Origin of the sequence: Hahella ganghwensis DSM 17046 (genome assembly GCF_000376785.1) — a bacterium.
GTDB classification, from domain to species: Bacteria; Pseudomonadota; Gammaproteobacteria; order Pseudomonadales; family Oleiphilaceae; genus Hahella; species Hahella ganghwensis.
On the sequence record NZ_AQXX01000118.1, the window covers coordinates 45,889 to 72,315 of the forward strand.

The 26,427-nt window shown below is 51.4% G+C and carries 9 protein-coding genes; 8 read left to right on the forward strand and 1 reads right to left on the reverse strand.

Translation table 11 applies throughout. The features are described from left to right. Positions 1 to 63 precede the first annotated feature (63 nt). The 3 genes from proX to F566_RS36935 all read left to right on the forward strand — a co-directional run bounded on the left by proX (position 64) and on the right by F566_RS36935 (position 2,788). A complete protein-coding gene (gene proX / locus F566_RS0115130; protein ID WP_083921097.1) occupies positions 64 to 1,143 on the forward strand; it encodes a glycine betaine/L-proline ABC transporter substrate-binding protein ProX in 1,080 nt (359 codons plus the stop codon). A gap of 265 nt (positions 1,144 to 1,408) precedes the next feature. Continuing rightward, positions 1,409 to 2,515 carry a DcaP family trimeric outer membrane transporter gene (locus tag F566_RS0115135; protein WP_020407850.1) on the forward strand — a complete coding sequence of 369 codons (1,107 nt, stop codon included), beginning with the start codon at positions 1,409 to 1,411 and terminating at the stop codon, positions 2,513 to 2,515. Positions 2,516 to 2,614: 99 nt separating this feature from the next. Then, positions 2,615 to 2,788 (forward strand): hypothetical protein, encoded by a 174-nt coding sequence (locus F566_RS36935; protein ID WP_020407851.1) that lies wholly within the window; start codon positions 2,615 to 2,617, stop codon positions 2,786 to 2,788. A gap of 92 nt (positions 2,789 to 2,880) precedes the next feature. On the opposite strand, the gene katG is transcribed toward F566_RS36935, so the two are convergent. Then, on the reverse strand, positions 2,881 to 5,058 hold the full coding sequence (gene katG / locus F566_RS0115145; protein WP_020407852.1) for a catalase/peroxidase HPI: 2,178 nt from the start codon (positions 5,056 to 5,058) through the stop codon (positions 2,881 to 2,883). Between the two features lie 385 nt (positions 5,059 to 5,443). Here katG and F566_RS37940 point away from each other — a divergent pair, with 385 nt between their 5' ends. From F566_RS37940 to F566_RS0115170, 5 genes are all read left to right on the forward strand, one after another. Beyond that, the gene (locus F566_RS37940; protein ID WP_281169108.1) at positions 5,444 to 6,688 is read left to right on the forward strand and encodes an ABC transporter transmembrane domain-containing protein; all 1,245 of its coding nucleotides are present in this window, start codon (positions 5,444 to 5,446) and stop codon (positions 6,686 to 6,688) included. Beyond that, on the forward strand, positions 6,678 to 7,619 hold the full coding sequence (locus F566_RS37945; RefSeq protein WP_281169109.1) for a peptidase domain-containing ABC transporter: 942 nt from the start codon (positions 6,678 to 6,680) through the stop codon (positions 7,617 to 7,619). Before F566_RS37940 ends, F566_RS37945 begins: the two co-directional genes overlap by 11 nt. Further along, positions 7,619 to 9,004 carry an HlyD family type I secretion periplasmic adaptor subunit gene (locus tag F566_RS0115160; protein ID WP_020407854.1) on the forward strand — a complete coding sequence of 462 codons (1,386 nt, stop codon included), beginning with the start codon at positions 7,619 to 7,621 and terminating at the stop codon, positions 9,002 to 9,004. Before F566_RS37945 ends, F566_RS0115160 begins: the two co-directional genes overlap by 1 nt. Beyond that, positions 9,004 to 11,193 (forward strand): type I secretion system permease/ATPase, encoded by a 2,190-nt coding sequence (locus tag F566_RS0115165; protein WP_020407855.1) that lies wholly within the window; start codon positions 9,004 to 9,006, stop codon positions 11,191 to 11,193. The genes F566_RS0115160 and F566_RS0115165 overlap by 1 nt, the downstream gene beginning before the upstream one ends. Before the next feature lie 138 nt (positions 11,194 to 11,331). Next, positions 11,332 to 26,271 (forward strand): AvrE-family type 3 secretion system effector, encoded by a 14,940-nt coding sequence (locus F566_RS0115170; RefSeq protein WP_020407856.1) that lies wholly within the window; start codon positions 11,332 to 11,334, stop codon positions 26,269 to 26,271. The last annotated feature ends 156 nt before the right edge of the window (positions 26,272 to 26,427 follow it).

The window sequence follows — 26,427 nt, forward strand, 5'->3', positions numbered from 1 at the left end:
TCAAACGCTCTTTTAGAGCATACAACAACAATAGATCACACCAAACCCAGGAGTAACCACATCATGTCCACTTTTAAGACGTATCTGAATAGTCGAGTGAAGAGCGGCCTCGCATCAGGGCGGTTCTTGACGTCTTTTCTCACTGGCGCATCACTCATCTTCAGTGTTTCCTTAACTGCCAGTGTTTCTCTTGTGACTAGCGTTCACGCAAAGGAAATGCCGGGGGACGGAGAGACGATCACTCCAATTTTTCCCTCCATCGCTGAAGAACGGTTTCGCGGCGAGATTGCCATTGAGGGCTTGAAAGAACTGGGCTTTGAAGTGAAAGAACCCAAGGAAACCGAATATGCCACCATGATGCTTGCATTGGCCTATGGCGACGCGGACTTCAGTGTGCATCTATGGGATCACCTGCATCAGACCTTTTATGAGAAAGCAGGCGGAGACCAGGCCTTGAGAAAAGTGGGTCAGGTCATTCCTGGCGTATTGCAAGGTTATCTGATCGACAAAAAGACCGCCGAAGAATACAACATTCAAACGCTGGCTGACCTGAAAAAGCCTGAAATCGCCAAGCTGTTTGATGCTGACGACGATGGTAAAGCTGATTTAACCGGCTGTAATCCTGGCTGGGGTTGTGAACTGATGATTGATCATCATATTGAAGCATACGATCTGGGGAAAACGGTAACTCATAATCGTGGTTCCTATTTCGCACTGATGGCCGATACGATCGCACGCTATAAAGCCGGAGAGCCAATACTTTACTACACCTGGGTACCACAATGGATTTCCGGTGTTCTGGTTCCCGGAAAAGATGTTGTCTGGCTGGAAGTTCCTTTCACCAGCCTGCCTGACGGTAACAACGATGTGAATACATCCTTCAACGGGATCAATCTGGGATTTGCGGTTGATAAGGTCATGACCGTGCTGAATCGTGAATTTGCCGAGGATCATCCATCGGCGCAGGCATTTCTGTCTCACCTGCAGATTACTGCCGATGATGAAAGCGCTCAGAATCTACGTATGCAGAATGGCGAAAGCTCAGTGAAGGATATCAAACGCCATGCTCAGGAGTGGATAGCAGAACATCGTGACACCTTCGATTCCTGGCTTGAAGCTGCGCGAAAAGCCGCTGATAAATAATCCCTTCTCTCCGCTGATTTGTGACGTTACATGGAAGTCACGTCCAAACAAGCGTTTCAACGCTACTCATGGTGACACTCTGTCGCTTATAGGAAAAGCATTGTCTCAATTGAATAAGTCTTAACCAGCATAAGCTTTAGTGTGGTTCCCTGAAATATGAAGAGATGGTGTCACGTCGAAAGACCAGACTCCGGATCGATATTTCAATTCAAATTAGTTCTGTGAACTAGTCAAACAAAAATAAATATACACACGGAGATATTTCATGCAGAAAACCATTCTGGTAGTCGCTGTAGGCGTTTTGTCGGGAACATCCCAGTTGAGCAGCGCGTTTGATATTGACGCGGGGGATGTCCAGGCAAGCATATACGGCTACGCGCAGCTCAATGCCGTATATGACATCAATGAAGACATAGGAACGTCCACCCAGGCCGGCAGCTTTGGCTCGCTGACTGATGGTGACAATGATGTGGAAGGGCATTTCGACGCCGATGCACTACAGTCAAGACTTGGCGTTTCGGTGACCCATAAAAACGGTGTTAAAGCTGTGGTGGAGGGAGACTTCAGAACCAGTAATCTCAGATTGCGACATGCCTATGGAAGCTACAATAACTGGATTATAGGGAAGACCTGGTCGAACTATAACAGCTGGACCGGATGGACCCCAACACTGGACTTTGATTCCCTGGCTGGGAGTCCCGGTGTGCAGGATCGAACCGAGCAGGTGAGATACACCCGGGGAGCGTTTTCAGTATCGGCGGAAAAAGACTACTTCCCCAATATCGACAACTACTCCTCATCCACCAAGACCAGTGTTCCCACCTTTACTGCCCGCTATGAATCATCTATCAGTGACAGCGTAAATGTTGTGGTTGCCGGTCTGGTGCGCAGACTGTCGTTTGATGATGGAATGACCGATGAGTCGGCACTGGGGTACGGCACCTTCGCTGGCGCTTCAGTGAAACTTGGCGAATTCAGTATTCAGGGCGCCTTTAACTACTCTGATGGAGCTAACGCTTATCTTTATCGATCAGGAAATGATTTTGGTGGTATAGATGCGTACGTGTTCAATGGCAGTCTGGAGACCGTCACTGGATATGGCGGCACGCTGGGTGTGTCCACCAGCATTGGTTCAGGCAGTCTGAATATTGCCTATGGCATGGCCACCATGGATCTGGATGATTACGACAACGATGTCGGAGTTGCCGTCGGTACTCATGAAACCAATACCAACATGTTCATCAACTACCAATGGAAACCCATGGATAACGTCATGATGGGTGTGGAGCTGGCACGGTTTGAGACGGACTTCTACGGTGCAGGTTCAGCTGACGCCAGCCGGGTCATGTACTCAGCCCGCTATAGCTTTTAACAGGGGCAACGGTAACTCGTAATAGCGTTCGTCTTCTTCGTAAGTGGGACAAGGAAGTCCTTTTTTAGACTTGCCCACGTTGTGAGAGAGGAGAATTTCGTGAAGAGAGTTCATTTTTCTGGTGCTGATAGCCGGGATGATCAAAAGTGGAGCTATCCTGTCCGGCGTGGCACAAAACTGAAGAGAACCAAGGGGGACAGCCTGAGAATGACATGGCTTCCCAGGAAGTGTTCTCTGGCATCCCTGGAAGACAAAATCATTGGTATTCTCTGAGGCTGTGGTTATCCTGAAGTCGTTAAGGGTTCCGATCTGTATACCCGAAAAAAGACCGACCCGGAGAGGGTCGGTCAACGCCCTGTTTTATCTCAGGCCAGATCGAAACGATCCAGGGTCATTACTTTGGTCCATGCAGCAACAAAATCCTTCAGGAACTTATCCTGGGCATCCGTGCTGCCGTAAACTTCTGCCAAAGCCCGGAGTTGAGAGTTTGATCCGAAGATCAGGTCAACGCGGGTTCCGGTCCATTTCAGGTCACCGGTAATTCGGTCCCTGCCTTCGAAAGTATCTTCATCTTTCGAAGTCGGCTTCCATTTAGTTCCCATATCCAACAGGTTGACGAAAAAGTCGTTGGTGAGTGACTCTGGGCGTTTGGTCAGGACGCCGTCACTGGAATGACCAACATTAGTATCCAGGACCCGCATTCCGCCAATGAGCACAGTCATTTCCGGCGCGGTCAGCGTTAATAACTGAGCGCGATCCACTAGTAACGCTTCAGCTGAGACCGAGTACTTGGTCTTCTGGTAATTACGGAATCCATCAGCGACTGGTTCAAGTACATTGAAGGCGTCAACATCAGTCTGCTCCTGGGAGGCATCCATCCGACCCGGCGTGAAAGGCACAGAGATATTGCTGCCGGCGTTTTTGGCGGCGATCTCAATACCAACACCGCCAGCCAGCACAATCAGGTCTGCAAGAGACACTTTCTTGCCATCAGGCTGGGCGTTGTTAAAGTTGCTTTGAACGCCTTCCAGCGCTCTCAATACTTTTGATAATTTCCCTGGTTCGTTAACTTCCCATTCATTCTGGGGGGCAAGACGGATACGAGCCCCGTTGGCGCCGCCACGCATATCCGATCCTCTGAAGGTCGAGGCAGATGCCCAAGCGGTGGACACCAGCTCTGATACTGAAAGCCCTGTCGCCTGAATGTTACTCTTCAGATTAGCGATATCCTGATCGTCGATCAGAGGGTGATCGATTGCCGGAATCGGATCCTGCCAGATAAGTTCTTCCTGTGGCACTTCCGGCCCTAGGTAGCGAGCTACAGGCCCCATATCCCGATGGGTCAGTTTGTACCAGGCGCGGGCAAAAGCGTCGGCAAACTGATCAGGATTCTCATAAAATCTTCTGGAAATCTTTTCATAGGCAGGATCAAACCGTAGCGACAGGTCTGTCGTTAACATGGTCGGTTGATGACTTGCGGAGGCATCGTGCGCATCCGGAATTTGTCCCGCTCCGGCACCACCTTTTGGAACCCATTGGTGGGCACCGGCAGGACTCTTGGTCAACTCCCAGTCGTATCCGAACAGATTTTCAAAGAAATTGTTGCTCCATTTTGTCGGCGTTGTCGTCCAGGTGACTTCCAGGCCGCTGGTAATGGCATCACCGGCCTTGCCTGAACCGTAACGACTCTTCCAACCCAAGCCCTGTTCAGTGATTCCAGCGGCTTCGGGATCTGGCCCCACATTGGCTGCATCGCCAGCACCGTGAGTTTTACCAAAGGTATGTCCACCTGCAATGAGAGCTACCGTTTCTTCGTCATCCATTGCCATGCGTGCGAAAGTTTCGCGAATGTCTTTAGCCGCAGCAAGGGGGTCAGGGTTACCGTTAGGGCCTTCCGGGTTGACGTAGATCAGCCCCATCTGCACTGCCGCCAGAGGATCTTCAAGGTCCCGGTCTCCTGAGTAGCGTTCATCATCCAGCCAGGTTTTCTCTTTACCCCAGTAGACATCTTCTTCAGGTTCCCAAATATCCTCGCGTCCACCTCCGAAACCAAATGTTTTGAAGCCCATGGATTCGAGCGCTACATTGCCGGTCAGAATCATCAGGTCGGCCCAGGAAATCTTTCGCCCGTACTTTTGCTTGATTGGCCATAGAAGTCGGCGTGCCTTATCCAGATTAACATTATCCGGCCAACTGTTAAGGGGTGCGAATCGTTGGTTGCCTGTTCCGCCACCACCGCGGCCGTCGCCGGTTCGATAAGTGCCGGCACTGTGCCAGGCCATACGAATAAACAATGGCCCGTAATGTCCGAAGTCTGCTGGCCACCATTCTTTGGAATCTGTCATTAATGCGGTGAGGTCTGCCTTGAGGGCGTCGTAATCCAGCTTCTTGAATTCCTCAGCATAATTAAATTCCTCTCCCATAGGGTTGGACAGCGAAGAGTGCTGATGAAGGATGCCGAGACGCAGTTGATTAGGCCACCAGTCCCGGTTGGTGGTTCCGCCACCTGAAGTGTGGTGCATAGGGCATTTACTTTCAGACATTGTGCTATCTCCATTCGTGCTCAAGACGAGTGTCTTTCTGTTCCTTATTTATAGTCTTCGATACGAATGAATGACCAATTTAGGTTATTGATTGAGTCGATAGCTTTTGCATGTGGAGAAAAATTTATCGGCGTGAGCGCAAGTCAATCAGCCCGCTTAAAGTGTTCTATAGGCCCATAACTATTGGAATAGTTATAACTTTTATAATGCGTCTCTAAGTGTTTGAAAAACATAACGCTAAGATACTTTTGGGAAAAAAAGCCATAACCCAGGTTATACCCCTTAAACTTCCGCATGAAAATATTATCTATATAAAACAAAAGGTTAAGAGTATTTCGGAGTGGCATAATGGTTGCAAATCCAGACTGTAAAGAAGCGAACGTTAATGGATTTACTTCTGCTGCAGGAGAGAGGCTTGACCAAAGACACCGTAAGCCACGAATCGACATCGACCGACAGTGAATCGTTACTTGGTAGCTGCCGTCTACTGTTGCAGCTGGCGGGAACCTCCTGTTCTGAAGGAAAGGAAAACACCGATGCTATTCTCGATCAGGATTACCGATCTGATAAACAGCGGGTGAGAGCGCTGGGACTCGCTCATGGTGTAACGCTCAGACTCAGGCGCCTGGCTTGGAAAAAACTCAATCTAAATATGCTTCCTCTCGTGTTCAAAAACCAAGAGGGAAGGTACGCATTACTGGCAAAAATGAACGAGGGGCAGGCGCTGATTCAGGAGTATGATCAGCCCGCACCGATGGTGGTCGGCACCAAGGCATTTCAACAGGAATGGGGCGATTGGATTGTTCAGGTTCAGGGACCGGCACTGAAATTCGATATTACCTGGTTTATTCCGGAATTTATGCGTCACCGGAAATTGATCGGCGAAGTTCTGGTGTTCTCGTTGATGCTGCAATTTCTGGCGTTGATGCTGCCATTGTTTTTCCAGGTGGTCATGGACAAGGTTTTGGTACATCAGGCTTTGTCCACACTCGACGTCCTGGTCTTTGTCCTGGTAATTGTGGGATTGTTTGAAGTCGTTCTGAGAGGCTTAAGGGACTACTTGTTTGCCCACACCGCCAATCGGATTGATATTGCCCTGGGAATCAAGCTATTCCGACATTTACTCGGACTTCCCTTGCTGTATTTCAAGCATCGCCAGGTCGGCGCCATCATTACCCGGGTGCAGGAGCTGGATAGTATTCGGGATTTTCTGACCGGCTCTATTCTCACTTTGTGCGTTGATGTGCTGTTCTCTTTTGTATTCATTGGTGTGATGTTTTGGCTGTCTCCACTGTTAACGTGGCTGGTACTGGCATCATTTCCTTTCTACTTCCTGTTGGCACGATACACCACGGCCCCGCTGCAATCCCGCATCGAAGAACAGTTTCAGACATCGGCTGTCAATACCGCCTTCCTGAATGAATCTGTCAGTGGTGCTGAAGCCGTTAAAAGTCTCGCGATCGAGCCTCGCATGCAGCGGCGCTGGGAGGCCCAGACTCGGGATATGTCGGTGGCCGTGTTCCGTTACCCAGACCCTCAACAGTCTGGTGAATCATGGCGTCACGCTGCTGCAAAAACTGACTGGGGTGGGGGTTATCTGGGTCGGCGCCAATCTCGTCATGGCCCTTGAACTGACTATCGGCCAGCTCATTGCTTTTAATATGATGGCGTCTCATATCAGCCAGCCGGTCGCCAAATTAATTGAGCTCTGGCAACAGTTTGTCCAGGCGAGAGTTGCCGTGGACAAACTGGGGGACATGCTTAACCTGCCGGCAGAACAGGAGAATGGAGACCTGCTGCTGGACTATGAGATGACCGGAGAGCTGGAATTAAAGCAGCTGGTATTCAGCTATCAACCCGACCAGGACCCTGTGTTGAAAGGAATTGACCTTAAGATCGAGGCGGGTACGACGCTGGGAATCGTGGGGCCGTCAGGCTCAGGAAAATCGACGCTGACCAAATTACTGCAAAAGCTGTATGTTCCAGACAGTGGAGAAATACTCATCGATGGGCAGCCGCTACAGGACGTCGATCCCGGATACCTTCGTCAACATATTGGTGTCGTCCTGCAGGAAAACTACCTGTTTAATCGCAGTGTTCGGGACAATATTGCCATTAAAGATCCAACCGTCTCACTGGATCAGGTGATTGCAGCAGCAAAGCTCGCCGGCGCCCATGAATTTATTCTCAAGCTTTCCAGGGGATATGACACCGTGCTGGCTGAAGGGGGCGCTTCTCTCTCCGGTGGGCAAAGGCAGCGTATTGCCATAGCCAGAGCCCTGATGCAAAACCCAAGCATTCTTATTTTGGATGAAGCCACCAGTGCCCTGGACGATGAATCCCAGGCGTTGATTCAGAGCAATATGGCCAAAATAGCGCAAGGCAGAACGGTCATCACAATTGCCCACCGTCTTTCAACGGTTCGTCAGTGTGACCAGATCATTGTGCTGCAGCAGGGGAAGATTGCTGAATCCGGCAGCCATGAAGCGCTATTGTCACTGGATGGCAGTTACACACGGCTTTGGCGGTTGCAGCAGGATTTGAGTCGGGAGGTCGCCTGATGTTTCTGAAGCATGTCAAAGCCATTCTTGAATCAAGAGATCACCAGAAAACCAAAGAGACACATGTCGGACGCTCAAGCCTGGAATACGAATTCCAACCTGGTTACCTGGAGATTGCCCATCGACCGCCAGCACCCTGGGCAAGACGAATTGCGGCACTTCTAACGCTGACTCTGTTAATCGCCCTGGCATGGTCTGTTTTCGGCCGGCTGGATATTAATGCCGGTGCCACAGGGCGTTTGATCGTTTCCAGTCATTCAAAGGAAATTCAATCCATAGAAGCCGGTGAAATCAAAACCATCCATGTTAAAGAAGGTCAGAGAGTGGAAGCTGGCGACCCCTTGATCAGCCTGAATCCCATCGGTGTGGATGCCGAAATAGCGGAACTGGAAGGTCAGCTTCGTTCACAGCGTCTCCTGCGAGCGCGAATGCAAGCTTTGCTGACAGAACAACCGATGAATCGCTTTGATCCACCGGCTGACATTCCCCCTGAGATGGCTGGCGCCGCGCTACAGCATTTAGTGATTGAGTGGGAGGAAACCCAGGCCAATCTGAGAAAGCTGGATAGTGACATGGAAATCAATCTGGCCAGTCAGCAGTCGCTGGAGACAGAAATCACCGCCATGGAGAAACTGACCAGCAATATTGAGGAACGTCTCTCTGCCTGGAAAACTCTCGCGGCGGAGAAACTCCATCCCAAAATGCAGTTGCTGGAACAGCTGAAGGAGCAATTGGAGGGGGAGCGGGCACTGAATAGGCAAAAAGCCGAGCTGGCCGTCCTTCAGACCCGATACCAAAACCTGCAAGACCAAAAGCATAGCTACGTGGCGGGTATCAGGCGCGAATACTACGACAAGCTTGCCGCTGCCGATGTGGAAATCGCGGCCATGGAACAACGACTGATCAAGGTAAAGGAACGTCGGCGACTAATGACCCTACGAGCGCCGGTGAACGGCGTTGTTCAACAGCTGGCGGTGCACACGATCGGCGGAGTGGTCGAGGCGGCTCAGGGGTTAATGGTGATCGTGCCTGAAGGGGCACTATTGGAAGCGGAAGTCATGATTCTTAACAAAGACGTGGGTTTCGTACAGGCAGACCAGAATGTCGAAGTGAAGGTAGATGCCTTTCCCTACACGCGTTACGGCACGATTTCGGGGCGAGTTCAGCATATCTCCCGGGATGCGGTTCAGAATGAACAGTTGGGTTTGGTGTTTCCGGCCCGCGTCGCATTATCCCGGAGCGATATTGACCTTGAAGACCAGCGGGTGCCATTGCAAGCGGGAATGAGCCTGGTCGCTGAAATTCATACCGGTAAACGTCGGGTGATTGATTATCTCCTCAGCCCGCTCATGCAGTACAAATCTGAAGCGCTGAGGGAAAGATAATGACTGCCGTGACCCGGCCTTGCGAAAACCTCCAGGACGCCGTCATTCCGGCGGCCAATGAAGAGGCCATCATTTCTACCGATGCAGCGTACAACGAACTGTCATTGAAGGCGTTAAGCCGGGCTGCGGCCGGGTTTCAGATTGCTGTGGAGACCGCCCAATTAATACACAAGCTGGGCAAAGTGGAAGGCAGAGTCGACAGCCTGGATCTTTGTCGTTGCGCGCAGTGGAGTGGATTACGTGCAAGAGCTGTGCAGTCAGACATATCGCGTCTGAGTGCCTTGCCAATGCCGATTATGGTCGCGACAGAACAGGGCTGGCTGGTATTGGAGGGGGTGACGGATTCAACGGCAAAGCTCTATCACCCAGTAAGAGGTGTTGATCGGGAATATCCCCTGGAGGTGTTTCACCAAAACTGGTCCGGCGAGGCCATTCTGTTGGCTGTGACAGATGAGCCTCCGATTAATCAGAAATTTGGTTTCGGTTGGTTTTTGCCCTCGATTCGAAAACATATGGCCCAGTTTCGGACAGTGGTCGCTGTGTCATTGGTGATACAACTGATCGCACTGGTAACGCCAATGTTGTTTGAAAACGTTATCGACAAGGTGTTGTCCAGCCGCAGTGTTTCCAGTCTTCAGGTGTTGGGCATCGCAATGCTTGCATTAGCGATATTCGATCCTCTTTACGGTTTTATTCGTTCCTGGCTGTTTACGAATTTAGCCTCAAAGGTGAATTCAGAACTTTCCACTCGTCTGTACCAGCATCTCATTGGATTGCCGCTGGCTTATTTCCAGCAAAGACAAACCGGTGAAATTATTGCCAGATGCCGGGAGATGCAGCAGATCAGGCAGTTTCTCACCGGCTCGGCTCTCACCATGCTGATTGATCTTGCATTCATACTCTTGTTCGTGGCGGTCATGTTTTATTACGCGCCGCTGCTCACCTGGATCGTGCTGGGTTCTCTGGTGTGTTACTTCGTGTTCTGGCTGGCAGTTGGTCCGGTACTGCGTGCAAAAGTGACTCGCGAATATGAGTTGGGAGCTGACAATACCGCCTTTCTCACGGAAGCGGTCACCGGCGTTGAGACCATTAAAACCAATGCGGTGGAGTCATCATTCCTGCGTCGTTGGGAGTTTCAACTGGCGAACTTCGTGCGAGCCTCTTTTCGCGCCAAAGTGACGGGTATTTGGGCGGGGCAGGGGATTGGGCTGATCCAGAAACTTGCCTCGGCACTGGTGCTGTGGTGGGGCGTCAATCTGGTAATGAAAGGAGAATTGAGCCCTGGTGGTCTGGTCGCCTTCAATATGCTTTCAGGCCACGTGACCCAGCCTATCCTGAGACTTGCGCAGATCTGGCAGGACTTTCAACACACCTTGATCTCTCTGCGCCGCATCGGCGACATCCTTGATGAACCGACGGAATGCGGTACGGAAGGGCTGGCATCGGTACCTTCGTTACAGGGCGGAGTGTCGTTCAGGAATGTTCGCTTCCGTTACCGGGAAGATGATGCGGAAGTTTTGCGCAATCTAAATGTTGAGATCCAGCCAGGGGAATTCGTCGGCATTACCGGGTCCTCTGGCTCCGGCAAGTCCACATTAACCCGCCTGTTACAGCGACTGTATGCGCCGCAACATGGGCAGGTGCTGGTCGATGGAATCGATCTGGCGATCGCAGATCCCGTTGCACTGCGTCGCAATATGAGTGTGGTGCTGCAGGAGAGCTATCTGTTTTCCGGGACGGTAGCTGACAACATCCGTCAATGCCGCCCGCAAGCGTCTGATGAAGAAGTTTTCACTGCAGCTGAGCTGGCCGGCGCCACTGAATTTATCTCTCAGCTCCCCCAGGGATATGACACCCAGGTGGGAGAACGCGGCAATCGACTGTCTGGCGGGCAGCGTCAACGAATCGCCCTGGCCAGAGCTCTTATCACCCAACCCGGCATATTGCTGCTGGACGAAGCTACCAGTGCCCTGGACTACGAGTCTGAGGCCGCAGTGATGTCCAATATGGACGCCATAACCAAAGGACGAACCGTGATCAGTATTGCTCATCGACTCAACACCATCCGCCATGCGGATCGCATCCTGGTGCTGGAGAACGGTGAGGTTGTTGAGCAGGGTTCCCACGACATGTTGCTGGATAAAGGAGGTATATACGCAAAGCTTTGGGCTTTGCAGGTCGCATCTTAACGATGATAGCTGGCGCTTGGATCTAAATGTTTTCAAAAAATAAATACAAGATCTTTGGGGCTGTTGACGTTTCATATGATGCTCATGAAACGTCAACAGCCCCCGGAAATACCATTTTAGTTATTCGGGAGTTACAAAATGACAGACTATATTCGCTACCTGACCAATAGTGATGGCCAATTGATCAAGCTCGACTGGGCCGGTTATCCAAATAATGTCACGCTGCAGATTTATGACCCGGTTTCCGGTAATTTCGTTGAGAACACTGCTGCGTCCAATTCGCTTCGCCAATATCTCGACGCCGTATTCGAATCCATTAATCAAACGGTTCGAAGCCACAAAGACATTCAAAGTATTCATGTGGAGTTCGATGGTTCTACGCCAAAATTTTCCGCCCAGGTGGTGAAACACTATACCGGAGCACAGCTATACAAAAATCAGGAGATCCTCTATTTCAACAGTGAAGGGATCAAATCCAGGTCCGATTTCCGCCACACCTCAACTCATATGGATGTGGCGGCGGACGGTACAGTCGTGTCATTCAGCGAAGGAGAGAACAAATTCCGGTTTGTCTCATCCTCTGGAGTTGCCAGTACGGTGAGAACCAGCGTTAAGGTTCGGGATGTCAAAATCATCAATGGCAAAGGGGATTCCAAACTGGTTTGGGCGCTGACGAAATACGGCACACTGGAAGTAACCTCGTTTGATGCCGAGGGCAACCTGGATCTGGTAGCTTCCAATGCCATGTTTGATTTCTTCAACGGCAGTAATGCCAATTATATTGCGATTCATACGGATAACACCGGGCGAGCTTATGCACTGGATAAGCAGGGTTATTTGCATGTTTATTCGGACAATGAGCAACTGACGGCCATGTACAAGTCTGCGGAACCCGTGGTGGACTTGTCAGGTCTGTCCAAGCTGAGCCATGGAAGACTGACGATAGATGCGGAGGGACGCCTCACCTTTGTTGGGATGAAAAAAAACGGTGCGCTTACTGGTTCTCCGCTTACCGCGAACGTTCATCAGCAGATAAAGACAAACAACCTGGATTTGGTCAGTGGCAAGGTGTCTGTGTCTTCTGATCATCATTATCTGTTGAAGGACGGAGCTCTATTCCAAAAGCTTGGTGATCAGGACTGGAAAGCGTCTGATTATTCTGGACTGAAAAACCTTCAGCGTAATGAAGATGGCACCGCCATCGCTCTGGAAGGGAGCGACAGTGTGCTAAAACTGTCATCGGACGGTACGGTTACCCGGCACAGGTTTGATGTTCCCGGTGCCTATCTGCTGGATGCTCAAAGCAAGGACGGGATAACCTTTGGGCTCGATTCAGATGGCCTTCTACATTTTGCCGGGTCGATAAACGGTACGCTGGATGTCAGCGGCATACCAAATATGGAAGGAACTCTGAGTTCCTTTGTTATCAAAGCGGGCACTGTGTTTGCCTCGACTTCCGAGGGCCAGTTGGTCCGTTTCAATGTTCCGACGGTGTCGGGTGATCAGTCTGTGACGGCGGGTTCCGTCATCGCTGGTACTGGTGCTAGTGGTGCAGATGCCAGGAACGTTGTTCAGGTTCAGATCGGCCCCGGTGGCGATATCGTGACCCTGAACGATCAAGGATCCACAGCAAACGGTATTGGCGGAAGCAATGGTTATCAGTATCAGACCTTTAATCCGGCAGATCAGACCTTTAATCCGATCGTAGACGCATCATTTCGCGGTTTCAATAAAGCCACAGGTTTCGATGACTATGGCCTGATTGTCACCGATGCCGGGCGCCGATTTACGCTTTATGATGGCGTCGTCTACATGCACGACCAGCGATCAGACAGCTGGCTGGCCACCAATGCCCAGGACATTAAAAAGCTGAAGCTAGGGGCTGATGGTCATTTGTATGCCCTTAAACATGATGGATATCTGGCACAGCTGAATGATCTTGGCTTCACCGCGACGACTGGCGTTCAGGCGCCTGCCCGGGGTGATCAGAATGTCTATGTGGCCAAAGCGGTGTTCCTGGGTGAAGGTGTTAATGAATTTGCGGTATCCGCTTCTGGTTCTGTCTATTTCCTTGATCAGGATGGCGGATACCAAAAGCTGGATATTACGGATGAAAAGTATGGAACGATATCGCGGCTTGCTGAGGAAAGCGCTTCTGCTCCGCACGTCAGTCTGAATATCAATGATCTACCGGTGGGAATCGAGGCGGCAGTTCATACCGCGCGAGAGGAATCCGGTCGGGTCTGGTTAATGGACAACAGGCAGCGTCTGTTTTATTCAGATTCTGTGAACGGTCCGTACGAGTGGGTGGATGTCGGCAGGATCGAGAACGCTGATCGATTTGGGTTACTTGAAGGTGGGCGTGTCTATGTGGCGACCACCGACGGCAAGAAGAAATTCTTTGACCAGTACAGCTGGATGGAGGTTGCGGCCGCTGATCCGGTGGACGCCAGTCCTGAGGTGCAGGGTACCAGCAGCACAAAAAGTATGGCCGTAGCAGGCGACGGCACGTTATGGGCGATCAGTGATGAAGGAAAGTTGTTTCGAAAAGGCACTGAAAGCGGGGCAGCCTGGCAGGAAGTGACCCCCGACAGCCATCGGAATATTGCGCCATTCCAAAAGCTGAAGACGCTGGCAGATGGCACTGTCGTAGGTAAGACATCCGAGGGCAAGTTATACCGACAGGGACCGGATGGCAATTGGGCACAAGCCTATCAGGATTCGACGACGACCGACTTTGATGCACTGTTTGATCAACTGAGCTTCAGCCGCTTCAAGCATGAGTACCAGGTGCTGTTCTTTGGTGCCAGTGATCCCGCCTCCAGTTTGTTCGGCTACAAACTTAAGAAGCATCACCTGACCTCTGCACTGAGCCAGGATATCCCGGCAGTAGGAACCCAGAGCAATCGTTTGAAAAAGTTTAACGACTGGAGCGCCGCACACTTCCGCTATCATTCCACGAACGCTCGTGCCGGGCATCATGATGATATCAGTAAAGCGAAGCAGGAAATCAAAGACAGCTTCCGCGTATTGTTGAGTCGACCGCCTGAATTCCTGGAGAACCAGATCGATAGTGGCATCAAAAGCCGTCTCGATGACTTCAAGGCCAAGATGGATGGAGAACATGCGGACGCGATCAAGCGTATTCGCAAGCTGATTAACCTGGACCTTGACGATGGCAACCTCAATCCTGATTGGTCAAAAACCAGTGCATTTCAGGAATTCAAGGCGCTGTTTCACCCGAACAGAGTGAACAGCAACAGCAATGCGATCTACCGTTTGTATGAATACCGTAAATCCGCATTCGGCAGCGGTGATGGCGTTGCTGCACAGCTGAAATCCTTGCTGGATGCGGGTGTATATATGCCTCCTGACGGTGGTGATGCCAGTGCGTTGGTCGGCAAGCTTGTACACGACACGGCGTTACTTCACCAGTTACGGGAAGCTACACTCCTGGCGCAAATTTCGGTCAATAACGGCACAGCCGTGGAAGAGGCAAAAGCGACGCTTGATGTCGCTGTGGAGGCGGCTGAGACAAGCCAAAAAGAGTCTGCTATTGGTAAACTTGGTAAAGGAAACTTTAATAGCCTGGACCGAGCCGACCGCTACTTTAAGACCATCGACTATTTGTTGGGTGGACTGAAGAACGACAAGTCCAAACTGACCAGAGCCCTGACTCGTCAGGGGGCGGTTAAGGACCATGTATCCCATCGTTATGTCAATCTGATCAATACCATGAAGGATGGGGAGTCGTTATCCCTGGATGCCGGCTGGAAACTGGGCGCAGAACTTGGTGCCGGCTGGTCTCATGCGCCTGGATTCACCCCTGTCGCCCCGTTTCAATTTGGTTTTGCCGGTATTGCCGGAAAAGTGGCAGCCGGTGGTGGAAACAAGTACAAACTTGTTGTTAAGAAAACCGCAGAAGGTGTGGATATTGATATCGCTTTTGACCGAGCCTTTGACATCACGCCCTCTATATCCGGGTCTGTGGGCGCAGGCGCCGGTCTGTCGGCCGTTGGTGCCGGAACGCTTTCTGCCTCTGCTGGCGCTTCCGCAACTGTCGGCTATAAGTTTGCGGCGACTCAAACTGAGAAAGTTACGTTGACCATTGCCAAGGATGACAAGGGAACCATTCAATCCACGTTGGATAAGTTGCTGAAAGGAACGATCGATCCCTATGAACTTCTGGAAATCTCTAAAAAGGGCGCTGCCTATAGTGGTTCCAACCAAACCCATTCGGTCGATTTTTCAGGGACTGTCGGTGCAGGTTTGTCCCTGGGAGCCAACTCTCCGTTAAATACTGGAGATCGGCAGGTGAGAAATGCGGCGACTTTGACCATTGGAGCCCTAGGGCTGGACGCCAATATCTTCAAGGCGAAAAAAGAGGCCAGGCTGACCTATAAAGACGGACAGGATCTCAGCCGGGAATATATCGACAAGCGAGGTTTTTTCAACAGCATTGGGCTGAGCTTCACTCCGGTTTCACTCACGGCAGGATCGGCCCTTCGGGATTTTGACGCCGACCCGGCGTTTGATCACGACGGAAACTCCGCGACGCCAACCCAGAATCTGGCAAATGCCCGGGGGGATCTGGGGCGGTCGGTGACCGGAGTAAGCTATAAGTTTTCCAAATCCTGGGATCGTATGGAAAGCAACTTCCTGCCAAAAGACGGGTACAAACTCGAAGCGGGTGAATCCGGGGTCAATAAAGTCACCTGGTCCATCGACATTCAGAAAACCAGCAGGTTATTTGATCAACCGAAAGTGAAGGCGTTGCTCGAAGCGCTTCCGGAAGTGAAAGAGCAACTGATCAAGCTGGCCAGCTTCACCACACCGAAGAACCGGGCGAATATCAAGTCTGTACTGTCACAGTTGGCTGGCCGGCCAGGTGTGGATGCCGCCGAATTGGCAGAACTGAACAAATATTCGGACTTTCTGGCCAAAGGCGACAAAAAGAAATTCCGTAAGGCATTAGCCAAATTCGCCAAACAGCATCCTGAGTTAAGTGGAGATACCGGCGCCCTGAAAAACAGTCTGGGGACCTCTTTCTGGAGTAAAACCCAACAGCCGATTTCCATTGCACTGGAATTGACTCCGGAAGCCTTGGTAAGACTGAATAGCTATACCTCTAATGAAGGGGATTATCAGCTTTTTGTTAATCGAATTGCGCAGGATGCCAATAACTTTCGCATCTCGTCCTTTTCTGTAACTGAGAAACACGCTTATAGCACCACTGGTGGATTGGATGCACTGATACTCAAGTTCAGTAGTGACGCGTCTCTGGCATTGGAGAAGAAGACGGCCGACATTAAAGTGTTCTATTCCGATGGGGCGATGGTGGCAGATCTTGAAAATAAAGTTCGCCAGCTGGCCAGAGCAGACAAAAGCAGTGTGAGCGACAGTGACGTCAGGGATGGCATTGATCGCAAAGTGAATGCGTTGGTTGAGATTATCAACACGCGGTTCGGTCATTTGGACGCACCGGAAAAAACAGCGGCGATCAGTGCCATTCAGAGTCTGGTAAATCAGCCGTTTGATACCACGGATGTGACCGGAACGATTAAGAAACTTCGTTCGCTGGCAGCCGTAACTGACCCCTCCATACCGGAAAATAAACCGACCTTCACCTATTCAGGGGACCGTCTGGTGGAAAACCAATCCGGTTTCAACCAGCAGCTGCGCAACTTCAAAGGACTGGTTCGTTCAGGGGGCGAGGCTATGCTGACAGGGCTCAGTAACCCAGCTGAGGAGATAGCGCTTGGTCAGACCGTCCAATCCGCACAAAAGGCGGCCCGACAGGTGATTCTTGACAGCTATCGTGCAGATATGGATATCAACCAGGTGGTCGGTGCCCAGAGTGATGCCGATAGCGCATTCAAGGAGGCCATCAGGACCAACAGCGGCACCGGCGACCTGAACTTTGCAGATCGTATTCGAATGATGTTTGAGGTAAACGGGCAGGGGCAACTGGCGGGCAGCCCTGCGGACTTTGCGCAACTCCGTCAGGAATTGACGTCCATGGTGTCTGAAGAGGCTGTCAGTCAGTTACAGGCGATTTATGACACGCATCAGTCCAATCTGGAAGAACTGGTGACGTCCGATCTATGGACGCTCTATACCGATGGCTCCACTGATCTCGTTGAGATGCATCACGGGCAGATCTATTACTCTGTTCAGGATAGTGAGGGCAATATCACCAAGATTGTGAAAGTGCCCCATGCAGTGATCAAGAGAATTGTCCAGCAAGAAGGTATGGCCATTCTGGACGCCATGGCCAACGGACATACGGGCAACTTCTTTCTACAGGAAGGTAGCCTGGACGACAATGCTTTGAATGTGCTTGCCAGTCAGCCGCTGGTCGCCAGGCCAGGCGAAGGCTTCAGCTCCTCTGAGCATCTGGCCAATCCACGCCAGTCTGGCTACCAGGGTAATCATGTCGTTGGAATCCTGGAAGCCATAGACGAAGGCAGGCTTTATATTTCAGACCTGAATGCTGCGCAGGAGTACGTACTTGCGGAGTTTTTCCCGTCACAAAATGGCGAGTCATTCGATTCAAGCAGAGTCTATTCGCTCCTGTTGGATGGCGAGAGTTTCAATGAGTTCAGGCACGTCATTGATCTTGCAACCCGCGGGGATGTCTCGATTGAACTCGATACCAACGATCGGGGAGCGACCCTGGTCGAAAAAGTCATCGACTGGCAGACCATGACAAGGGAAACCTCTGCCGCGACCAGTGATATCGTCAATGCAGCCAGAAACAGGGGAACTGATGTCAGGTTGCGCCAGGCGCCACAATCGTTATATCTGGGGGCAGGAGATAACGCCCCGAATGGCCGCTGTGTGGGCATTGGACTGGGATATCTGCACATGTTGTCACAAGGGACCGGAAGTCAGGCAAGTGAAGCGTTCCTGGATGCCTTGGTTACCAGCGCAGCCATCTCGGATACGATGCATCAGGACCGGGATATTTCAACGACAGAATTTGCCCAGAACACAGACTTTCGCTTGTTGATTGATGAGTTGCATCAGACGGGGGGGCAGAATGCGCTGACACAAAGGGGGCAGCAGACGCTGGAAGCTGTTTTTGCAGATCTCTCCGCCTCATCTGGGAACAAGTATCTGGTTCTCAACACCAGCAACCATTCCCTCCAGTTAGCCAGAAAATCCGTAAATGGAACGGATCGGTTCTTTTTCTACGATCCGAATATCGGTCGTCTGGAAGCCGCCACGGCGGAGGGGCTGAGGAGTACGGTGCAAGCGGTACTGGATCAGGCAGGTGGTTCTCTGGGCCAGAGTCTTGCTGAATACTATGAGCTGGATACGGCCGGATTCAATGTCAGCGAGTTTCATCCGGCAGAGAGCGACCAGCTCCAGGCATTTCGTCACCTGAATGATCTGGTGATGACGGATGGATTTCAGACTGAATCCAGTCGCATGGCGAGCCTGGGGCTGGTGACATTGGATGGTATTACTGTTTCGGCGGGAGCGCTTTATCAGGCTGGCGTGCTGGTAGATGGGGGCAGAATTTCCAAAGAAACACTGACGGAGCTGATCAATGGTGAAAATGGCGGTCTGTCACGGCTTAAATTTGACCGAAATGGCATCGAAGCTTTCTATACCGGCACGGCGACTGAAGGTGAGAAAGCGGCGGTGGCGAAACTGCTCAAGAAGCGATTGCTTCAGGAATCCGGTGATATCGAATCCGTTTTTCTACGCGGAAACGAAGGGTTTGTGGCCGAGGGGGCGGTTGGCTACGGCGATCTGGCAAAAGATATCGCAGAAGTGATCAATAGCAGTGTCTCTGACAGCCTGGTGGTTAGCAGTACCTTTAAGGGGCAGTTGGAATTAGCGCTGGAAAACCATAAGCAAGGACAGCTTGCACAAACCTTGCAGAGTCGGTTCGGACTATCTGATGCAGATGCGCAGTCCGTGTCAGAGCTGGCTTCTTTGTCTGAGCGGCTGACGGATTTCAGTGCCGAAGATTTTGCTGCGCTGCGCGAAAAATATCCTCACCTGAATGATCGTCAGCGCCTGGAAATAGCGGCCACAGATTCACTACAGAAAGCTGTTCGCGGGTTGGACGGAGCCAATGATGTTATCAATATGGCGGAATGGACCAGTACGGATGCGCAGCGTTATCTAATCGACAAGGGCATTCTGGCCTATGGTCGCGCTGAGCCGCTGAATCCCCAGGCAATCGGGAAGATCATTAAAAATGGAACGCATACGGATGTGCTGCGCATGGTCACGGCCATGATGAAACTGGACCCCGGCCTTTCAGAAGGTATTTACCGGACATTACAAGGCCAGGAGGACGCCGGCCTGAGGCAGCTGGGCCAGTCGCTGGAAAGCAATCACAGACCATCGAAGCTGAGCAAGGCGGTCGATTCCGGAGGCAATGTCTTTAACACCTTCGAGACCCTGAATGCCATTCGGGCCGTTATTTCCGACTGGTCGAAAATGTCGGTTCGGGATAAAGCGTTGACCTTAACTGAGTTGGTTGGTGGCGTGGCGCTGCCGACAGTGGTCAGTAAAGGCATCAGCCAGGCTTTTAAAGCTGCAGGCAGCGCTCTGGGAACTGTTGGTAAAACAGTGAAGGCCGGTGTGTTGGATCTGGTTTTGGCACCAGTCTCGCTGACGGCGATCGGGTTGCAGTGGAAGGACTTCTGGAATAATGGCGGAGACACCGGTAGCTACGAGTATAAATCTCTTGTGGCAAACACGGTGATTACCTCGGTCAGTCTGGCGGCCAGTGTTGCGCTGACCGGTGTCTCCATCGCCGCGTCGGTATCTGCGGCGGTCGCGGGCACGACGGTCGCTGCTGCGGCCGCGGCAGGTTCCACGCTCGCAGCCATTGCCTCTGCAGCAGGGCCGATTGGCATTGCAATCGGGGCTGCCGCTTTCCTGGTCAACGGGATCGTTCAGGGTGCTTTGCAGATAGCCGAATACGACGATTACTTCGATAACGTGGGCGATAAGGTGCATCAGTTCTTTGCCGCCTGGATCGGCATAGAAACGGATGGAATGAAGAAAGCCAAAGCCCGAAAACAGGGCGAAGAGGCTGCCAACGCCATGGAAACCAGCCTGTTGGAAAACTGGAACGAAACCAAGCAGTTCCTTTCAGACCTGTTTGCCAAGAACGGTCATAAGTATCTGAACGTGAGCAACCGGACCTACAACGTGGAATATGGAATTATCCAGTCCAGTGGTGAATGGAAGCACCTGCTGCAACAAAATACCCATTATACGGATCTGGAACGGATCAGTTCGGATCTTATCGCCGACGGGAGTACTGTCTGGGCGGAGCTTGGCGCAAGGCCCTCCGAAACAATTCTGGGGGACAGCCAACGCAAAAACCTGTTCAATCTGGACGATACCACCGAACTTAACCGGGTGACCGGCGGCGATAAACAAGATGCCTTTAACCTGACCGCCGGAGCGCAAGTCAATGGTGTCGACGGCGGTGCGGGGACCGATACGTTAATCTGGGATGCCAGTGGCAAAAAAGTTGATATTAATACGGCCGTATCACAGGCCGCCATCATTGATTGTCAGTATGCCTGGGATCTTGGGCGGGAGGTGGATCTGGGACAATCCATGTCTATCACCAGTATCGAGAATATCTCAGTGGTCAACGCCAAGCATGATTCTGTTATCAGAGGCGGAGACGAAGACAACCTTCTGGATGTCAGTGTTGCTGGCAATGGCTATGCAGACGTTTACGGTGGAGCGGGTGCCAATGTTTATGTCTTGAATCAGGGGATCAAGGCTCACAGTGTCAGTGATGATACTTTCCTGTGGAAAGCGGGCAGCGACGCACAGATCTATCTGGAGCAGGGCGATGGTACGCAGGTGGCCTTTATCGAACTTCCTTATCATTATGACAAGGTGTCGGTGAATAAGTATGGTCCCAGACTGGAAATTTCGGGTCCTGATGGTGGAGAGGTCAGAATTTATGAGGTTTCCAACAACAAGATCCTGCAGTTTAAAGACAAATCCGGCAGTGTTTTTTCGCTAAACCTTCCATCTGAATACGACGCGGCGGGCAACCGCCTGTACCCCATGAGCATGGATCGGATATCAAAATCCTTTGTGTTCAGTGAGCACACCGGAAGCTCGGGAGCGGAACCTGAATACCTGTACGGGGATCAGGCAGTCAGCAACTACCGTTTCCGGGAGGGGAGCGGACATTTTGTGATTGAACCGCGCACTCAGCGAATCATGACGATCAGCCTGGATGTTGCCGCGACCGATATTCGTTATCGCTACGCGGGGACTTCGCTAATTCTGGAGCATGTGAAAGATGGGAAAAACATTAAGCTTGAATTGACCCATTACCAGACGCAAAAACATCAGATGCAGGTCTATGCCAACTCCAGTGGCGATGAAAATGCTGTTCCAATGTTTCTGAACCTGCCGGAATCCGGTAGTGGAGATATTGGTCTGGAGCATGTTGCCCAGGGGGCGGCAAGCACCAACGAAGCCACGGATGCATTATTGAGTGTCCAGCGGGTATCAGACGGCGACGCTGTGAACCTGCAAGGGTCCGCAAACAACAGGCGTTATGTGGTCAAAGCGTCGGAAGCTTCTTCGCTATCGATCAATGTCAGCAATGTCGCCTACCTGAGAGTTGGCGATGACCTGTTGGTTTACGACGGAAATACGGTAAATGCAGAAAACGGTCTGCAGTCCCTGGTTCATTTACGGGTTGAACGTTATTTCGCGGAAGGCAACAGCAGCGACTTGACGATTAACGGTGGCCTAGTGTCTGCTGCAGGTATCAATAGCGGGCTGACGGGGCACATGGGGACCGATGGTAATGATCGCTTTTTTGCGAATGGTTCGCTGAGTCGGGCTGGAGGTAACGGTGAAGATCTCTATGAAGTCGATATGTCAGGTAACAAAACCTATGTGATCGACAACTATGCCCGTGACGGCAAATATGACAAGTTGCGTTTCTATGGCGTCCCGGATGTTAAGAACCTGATACTGACCTCAGAAGGGAGTGACGTCATATTGGGCTATGGCAATTCCCGTGTGGTGCTGAAAAACTACAACCAGGATGCTGAATCACGTCATCTGACAGTGGAAACCTATCATGGCAGCGATGTCAGTTTTGAGTATACCTTGCCGGCGGTGATATCGGATTCAGTGTACTACTACGAGCTGGATAACGAAGAGTATCAGCGGGTCAAACTGTTCAATAGCGACAAACCCCATTTGATCGATATACCACCGGGAACGCATCAGAAGGCCTACATTGAGATCAGTGACAACATCAACACTTATGCCAAAGAGGTGTTGGGGAATGATCTTAAGCTGACATCAGCGGACGGTTCGGAGCAGATCTATCTGAAGAACTATTATGCCTGGCCCAAAGCCATTTCGGGTTTTGTGTGGGGAGGTGATGGCACGCCGAGAAATCCTGGTGAATATCATCATGACACGGTGCTGCCGGAAGGGAATTATTTATACGACAGCCTTCTGGAGGTCGGGGTTGAACCTGAACTGGTGGTTCGCTACGCCAATGCTGATGTCACGGCAAGTGAAGCTCGGCAGATAGTTGCTCATCGAAACAATGACTTTTTGGCTGAGGCCAGTCGCAATCAGTACGGCGCGCAGTCTTTTCCTGAGGCGTATTATGGTGCCTACGACAAATTTGCTGTTCATACAACAGTCAATAAGCGTCGCTGGGAGTCTCCCTACATCCTTGACCAGATGGACAGCTCTTCCGCACGCGGATTCCGGGTCCAGATCAAGCAGGATGGTAAGTTTTCCGTCGACATACGCTCAAATCGATATAGCTATTCTGTCGAATTGGCGTCCACTCCAAATACCCAATGGGCATATCCCGATGAACTTAGTGGTGAACTGCTGATTGGCGTTGAACCCTATGACGGTAATGTCAGAATCTGGCACGATAAATACGGTTTGATTGCCTATGCCAACAGCATTTCTGAATTTCGCGAGGCATACAGAGACGGGCGTAATGCCGCTAATCCACGGGAGCTCTATGAGAGTTCCGGGACCTTGTATCTGGGGGATGCGGATGCCCTGATGAGTAACGGTATGGATTTCACGGAAGGATTCCAGATCCTCGAGGATGATTTTTCCGCTGAAGTCGCCAAGAAACGCTTAATTGTGGAGGGAATACCGGGGCTTACGCCAGAGTTGATCGATCAGCTGGTTGATGCGCAGGGGATGACCTCTGCCAATGATATAGGCAATGCCATCGCCTATATGAATCGCGGTCTGCTTGATCCGGTGCTGATCAAACGCTTTAACGACGTGCTTCGAAGTTCCGAAGGTTCTAAGGCCAGGGAGCATATTCAGACAAATAACCTTGATACCGCTTACGTCAATCTCCTGCGTGAGCAGGGGGCTGATGCAGACTTTCTGCTGGCAGTGATCGGAAGTGGACTGGATATCTTTACCGCTCAGCAGTACCTGGCAGCAGGCGTCAACCATAGTAACGTGGAAACGGTTAAGGGGTTGATCAATGAAACAGCGGTAAGCAATAGTGCTGAAGTCGTTAAGAAGGCGATGATTATTACCGGATATCACGAACATGCGGCCGAAGAGCTGGCAGCTGTTATGGCGGCACAGGTACTCAGCCAGCACAGCCGGATCGAAACTTTCTTCCGCATGGGCATCAAAGACGGCGCTCTGATCCGTAAATATATTGAGGCGGATGTATCTGCTTCGGAACTCATCAACGGAAACAGAACCCATGAACAATACCGAAATGGAAACCGCAGTGATTTGATCAGTGTGTCGGTCAGCCAGGATCTGACGACGACCAGTTCAAGTACGCGTTATTTTGTTCGCTATGATTTTATCGATGACGATAGCAAGATCCGTAAAGGTGATTTGCTGGAAACCGAAGCGGCCCGCGAGCTGGCAGGTACCGGGGCAATTGGCAGTGAGTATCTGGGCGCTTCTTCGACCTGGTCCGGCAAATCCAATCCCATTAATCTGGTTGACGGCTTTACTCAGAATCGCGAATCAACCGCATGGGCAACGTCGGAGGAATCGGTCACCCTTAATGGTAATACCTGGATCGAGTTTTCTCTGACGGAAAAAATCGCGGTTACCGGGTTTAATCTAATCAGTCAGGGTGGCAATGGCTCTACGATGACGTTTAAGGTTCAGGCGCAGAATAAACTGGGTCAATGGATCGATGTTGCCCCGTCATTCGGCTGGGCTCCTGGAAGCGGTGAAGCCACTCGACATGTGGATATCAACAATCAGGGGCTGCCTTTCAGCAAGTATCGTCTGGTTGGCTTGGCCGGGACCTATGCTGACTCGTTGTGGCTGAAAGAAGTCACTTTTGATACCCAGGCGCTGACCAACGGTATCGGCTCTCATGAAGAACCCTCTGGGGAAACGCCAATAACTGAGCCGGCAACGCCTGTTGTTCTGCCGGAAATTCTCGATATCACAGAAGACGATGATGCGATCAGGCTGACCACTGGGCAGCAACGGGACATCGATGCCCTGGATGGCCATGATCTCATTGTGGATTTCGATGGGACTCCGGCAGACGCGGAAGAAACCTTTCATGGCGGTAATGGCGATGACCGGATACTGAGCGGTATCGGACGGGATTTGCTTTATGGTGATGCTGGAGATGATCAGCTATTTGGTGGTGGCGGAAACGACCTGCTAAACGGCGGAGAAGGCGACGACCACTTGGAGGGTGGTACAGGCTCCGACCTACTGCAGGGTGGCAAGGGTAGCGATGCCCTGATCGATTATCAATTTGAACCAGGCAACCTCTATGGCAATGATCTGCAGGGTGGTGAGGGTGACGATGTGGTCCGGGGTGCCGGTCGTCTTGATGGTGGCGCTGGATCTGATTATCTGCTGGGAAGCGATCAGGATGACAAGCTGTACGCCAATGCCTCAGGCGTAGATTTGGATACGGAGAGTAATTTCCTGTCTGGTTTTGCCGGTAATGATCAGCTCACTGGTAGCAATAGCCAGGACATGCTGGATGGCGGTACAGGTGATGATCTGATGCAAGGTGGCGGTGGCGATGACGTCTACGTGATCGGAGTCGGAGAAGGGCATGACCGGATCGAAGAAAGTGGTGGCAATGACCAAATTCGCTTCGTTGGCGACACCTTGTCTCAGGTAAATATCTGGTTTTCTCGCGATGGGCAGGATTTGCTGTTGCAGATTGGTAGCAGTGCTTCTGTTGCCGGTTCTGAAGCGGTCAGTAGCCAGAGAATCGTCAATTACTTTGCCGGCGATGCCTATAAAGTCGAAAGGCTGTTACTGAAGGATTATGAGCTGGGCCGCACAAGCGTTGAGCAACTGGTGTCCTACATGTCCGGGAAGCAAAGGTTTGACTTCAGTGCGGTTGCAGGCGCAACGGGGAGGTCTATCGCGCAAGAGATAAACCGACTCTGGGGGGCGCCGGAAGCAAACGCGACATCGGCTGATGTTGTCTCCGGGGAGCGGATTGATATTATCAACGCTTCTTTTGAGGATAAGGTGCTGAGTCAGGATTATGCTTTGGATCGGGATGTTCCAGGTTGGACAATCAGTGGATATAACACAGCTTCTTTCAAGGACGAAAACAACAATGCCACCCATAGCGGCGCCTCTGATGGGAGTAACCTGATTCAGGTGGATGATTCCGGCTCGATCAGTCAAATATTATCGGAAACATTTGATGCTTCCGCCGACTACCAAATGAAGGTGGACCTGGCGACCTGGAAGTATGGTTACGCCTCTGATATGAGTATCAGGCTATGGGCGGGTTCTTCAATTGTGGGTGAAGTCACCATGACGGCTTCTGAGCTGCAACAAAACCTTGGTTACGGACAATGGAAAACTCTGACCATGGACATCGATGGCTCGATGTCAGAAGCGGCCGATGGTGGCGACTTGCGCGTTGAGCTATCCAGCAATCCAGAAGGTGGCGGGTACTCCAATAAATTCTTCGCTGATAACGTTCGTCTGGCTAAGCTGACCGGGGCGATGGCAACCTTTGATAGTGGTGCTGAGGCGGATGGTGGTTCGCATCAGGCAATCTATCGTCTGGAGCCCGCGTTGGTTACGCCAAGCTGAGTATCAATATGGTCTGCCAATAAAGCGCCGGAGTTCCGGCGCTTCCTCTCATTAGTTCTGCATTCAGGTTGTGTCTAATGCTTGAAGCGGCCCTGCAAATACGAAGAAATTAACGGGTCGAGAATCAAGGAAGAAAATTGAAATATTGCGAATTCT